This window comes from Qipengyuania aestuarii (assembly GCF_019711535.1).
Classification (GTDB): Bacteria; Pseudomonadota; Alphaproteobacteria; order Sphingomonadales; family Sphingomonadaceae; genus Qipengyuania; species Qipengyuania aestuarii.
The window spans coordinates 2501-5747 of sequence record NZ_JAIGNP010000004.1 but is presented as its reverse complement, the minus strand read 5'-3'; the positions used below and the strand labels follow the sequence as shown (position 1 = coordinate 5747).

The 3247-nt window shown below is 53.8% G+C and carries 1 tRNA gene and 2 rRNA genes; all 3 read right to left on the bottom strand.

Annotation, left to right across the window (positions count from 1 at the left end):
• Positions 1-15: 15 nt before the first annotated feature.
• Positions 16-92: transfer RNA gene (locus K3175_RS14110), tRNA-Met, on the bottom strand.
• A gap of 119 nt (positions 93-211) precedes the next feature.
• Positions 212-326 (bottom strand): 5S ribosomal RNA (rrf, locus tag K3175_RS14105).
• Positions 327-438: 112 nt separating this feature from the next.
• Positions 439-3229: ribosomal RNA gene (locus K3175_RS14100) — 23S ribosomal RNA — on the bottom strand.
• Positions 3230-3247: the final 18 nt, after the last annotated feature.

Sequence of the window (3247 nt, the reverse complement as noted above, 5' to 3'; positions counted from 1 at the left end):
TTTTGGTGTAATGTTTGGTTGCGGGGGTTGGATTTGAACCAACGACCTTCAGGTTATGAGCCTGACGAGCTACCGGACTGCTCCACCCCGCGGTACCGTTGTCTTTGGACGTTTGGTCCAGAGACGAAAAAGCCGCCGCTCGGGGATGCCCCGGCAGCGGCGTTTTTGAAACTGTGAATGGGTTTATGTCCCGATGCCCGCCGGCTTTAATGCCTGGCGACGACCTACTCTTCCAGTGCTTGAGCACTAGTACCATCGGCGCTGTCCGGTTTCACGGCCGAGTTCGAGATGGGATCGGGTGGGTCACGGACGCTAAGGTCACCAAGCAATAGAGCTGGCGGACATGGGTTTAAATCGATGCGATACTGGGCGTTTATCCGGCCAGAGTTTCCTCCACCTTCAACTAGGCCACAGGGCTGTCGTTGATGGTATGGATCCTACAAGCGCGAAAAGAACTATTAGGACCGGTTAGCTACACGCATTACTGCGCTTCCACACCCGGCCTATCAACGTCGTGGTCTACGACGGTTCGAAGATACCTTATCTTAAGGGAGGCTTCCCGCTTAGATGCTTTCAGCGGTTATCCCGTCCGTACATAGCTACCCTGCGGCACCCTTGGCAGGATGACAGGTACACCAGAGGTACGTTCACCCCGGTCCTCTCGTACTAGGGGCAACTCCTTTCAAGTATCGACGCCCACGGCAGATAGGGACCAAACTGTCTCGCGACGTTCTGAACCCAGCTCACGTACCACTTTAATTGGCGAACAGCCAAACCCTTGGGACCTGCTCCAGCCCCAGGATGTGATGAGCCGACATCGAGGTGCCAAACGATTCCGTCGATATGAGCTCTTGGGAATCATCAGCCTGTTATCCCCGGCGTACCTTTTATCCGTTGAGCGATGGCCCTTCCACAAGGGACCACCGGATCACTATGACCGACTTTCGTCTCTGCTCGACTCGTCAGTCTCGCAGTCAGGCAGGCTTATGCCATTGCACTCTTGCAGACGGTTTCCAACCGTCCTGAGCCTACCATCGCGCGCCTCCGTTACTCTTTAGGAGGCGACCGCCCCAGTCAAACTACCCGCCACAGAGGGTCCCACTACCGGATAACGGTAGCTGGTTAGACATCAGAAAACAGCAGGGTGGTATTTCACCTATGGCTCCACGAGAACTGGCGCTCTCGCTTCAAAGCCTCCCACCTATGCTACACAACTCTTTCCTAATGCCACTCTGAAGCTGCAGTAAAGGTGCACGGGGTCTTTCCGTCTAACCGCGGGTACTCCGCATCTTCACGGAGAATTCAATTTCGCTGAGCATATCCTGGAGACAGTGGGGAAGTCGTTACGCCATTCGTGCAGGTCGGAACTTACCCGACAAGGAATTTCGCTACCTTAGGACCGTTATAGTTACGGCCGCCGTTTACTGGGGCTTCAATTCGGAGCTTGCACTCCTCCTCTTAACCTTCCAGCACCGGGCAGGCGTCACACCCTATACGTCGTCTTGAAGCCGACTTAGCAGAGTGCTGTGTTTTTGCTAAACAGTCGCTACCCCCTGGCCTGTGCCCCCTGAAAAGACTTGCGTCGATCCAGGGCCTCCTTCTTCCGAAGGTACGGAGGCAATTTGCCGAGTTCCTTCAGGATACTTCTCTCAAGCGCCTTGGTATACTCTACCTGACCACCTGTGTCGGTTTCGGGTACGGTCTATAGTGAAGAGGCTATTTCCTGGAACAACTTGGCTGCCCTCTCAATCCAATAAGAGAGAACAACTTCCGCCATCCGTCACACATCTTCAGGCCCACGAATATTTACGTGGTTCCCATCGACTACCCCCTTCGGGCTCGTCTTAGGGGCCGGCTAACCCTGCGCCGATTAGCGTTGCGCAGGAACCCTTGGTCTTTCGGCGACAGGGCATCTCACCCTGTTTGTCGCTACTCATGTCAGCATTCGCACTTCCGATACGTCCAGAGTCGGTTACCCTTCTCCTTCGCTCGCTTACGGAACGCTCCGCTACCGCTCAGAATAAATTCTGAACCCTAAGCTTCGGTGCATATCTTTAGCCCCGTTACATCTTCGCCGCAGGAACCCTTGTTTAGACCAGTGAGCTGTTACGCTTTCTTTAAAGGATGGCTGCTTCTAAGCCAACCTCCTGGTTGTTTTGGGATTCCCACATGCTTTCCCACTTAGATATGACTTGGGGACCTTAGCTGTAGGTTAGGGCTGTTTCCCTTTTGACGACGGACCTTAGCACCCGCCGTCTGTCTGCCGGATAAGACTCGATGGTATTCGGAGTTTGGTTAGGTTTGGTACCGCTCGCGCAGCCCTAGCCCATCCAGTGCTCTACCCCCATCGGCATACATCCGACGCTCTACCTCAATAGATTTCGCGGAGAACCAGCTATTTCCCGGCTTGATTGGCCTTTCACCCCTAAACACAGCTCATCCGAGAATTTTTCAACATTCACCGGTTCGGTCCTCCAGTGCGTGTTACCGCACCTTCAACCTGGCCATGCCTAGATCGCCGGGGTTCGGGTCTAATCCATCATACTCAGTCGCCCTATTCAGACTCGCTTTCGCTGCGCCTACACCTAACGGCTTAAGCTTGCATGGTAGATTAAGTCACTGACCCATTATGCAAGAGGTACGCTGTCACCCCCTATGGGGCTCCAACTGCTTGTAAGCATCCGGTTTCAGGTACTGTTTCACTCCCCTAATCGGGGTGCTTTTCACCTTTCCCTCACGGTACTGTGTTCGCTATCGGTCATGTGCGAGTATTTAGGCTTGGAGGGTGGTCCCCCCATGTTCAGACAGGATTTCACGTGTCCCGCCCTACTCGAATCTTCTTCGCTCACTTTCGCATACGGGGCTGTCACCCACTATGGCCACTCTTTCCAAAGTGTTTTGCTAATTAACGAAGAAGCATTGGCCTGGTCCCGGTTCGCTCGCCACTACTACGGGAATCTCTGTTGATGTCTTTTCCTCCAGGTACTGAGATGTTTCAGTTCCCCGGGTTCGCTTCACCAAACCTATGTATTCAGTCTGGTGATACCCTATCCACCTCTTTCCGATCGTCCGAAAACAATCGAAAGGAAATGGTGAGGGTGGGTTTCCCCATTCGGAAATCGCCGGATCAAAGATTGCTCACATCTCCCCGACGCTTATCGCAGCGTGCCACGTCCTTCATCGCCTGCACATGCCAAGGCATCCACCAAATGCTCTTACCTCACGCTTGAGAATCCACACCATCAAC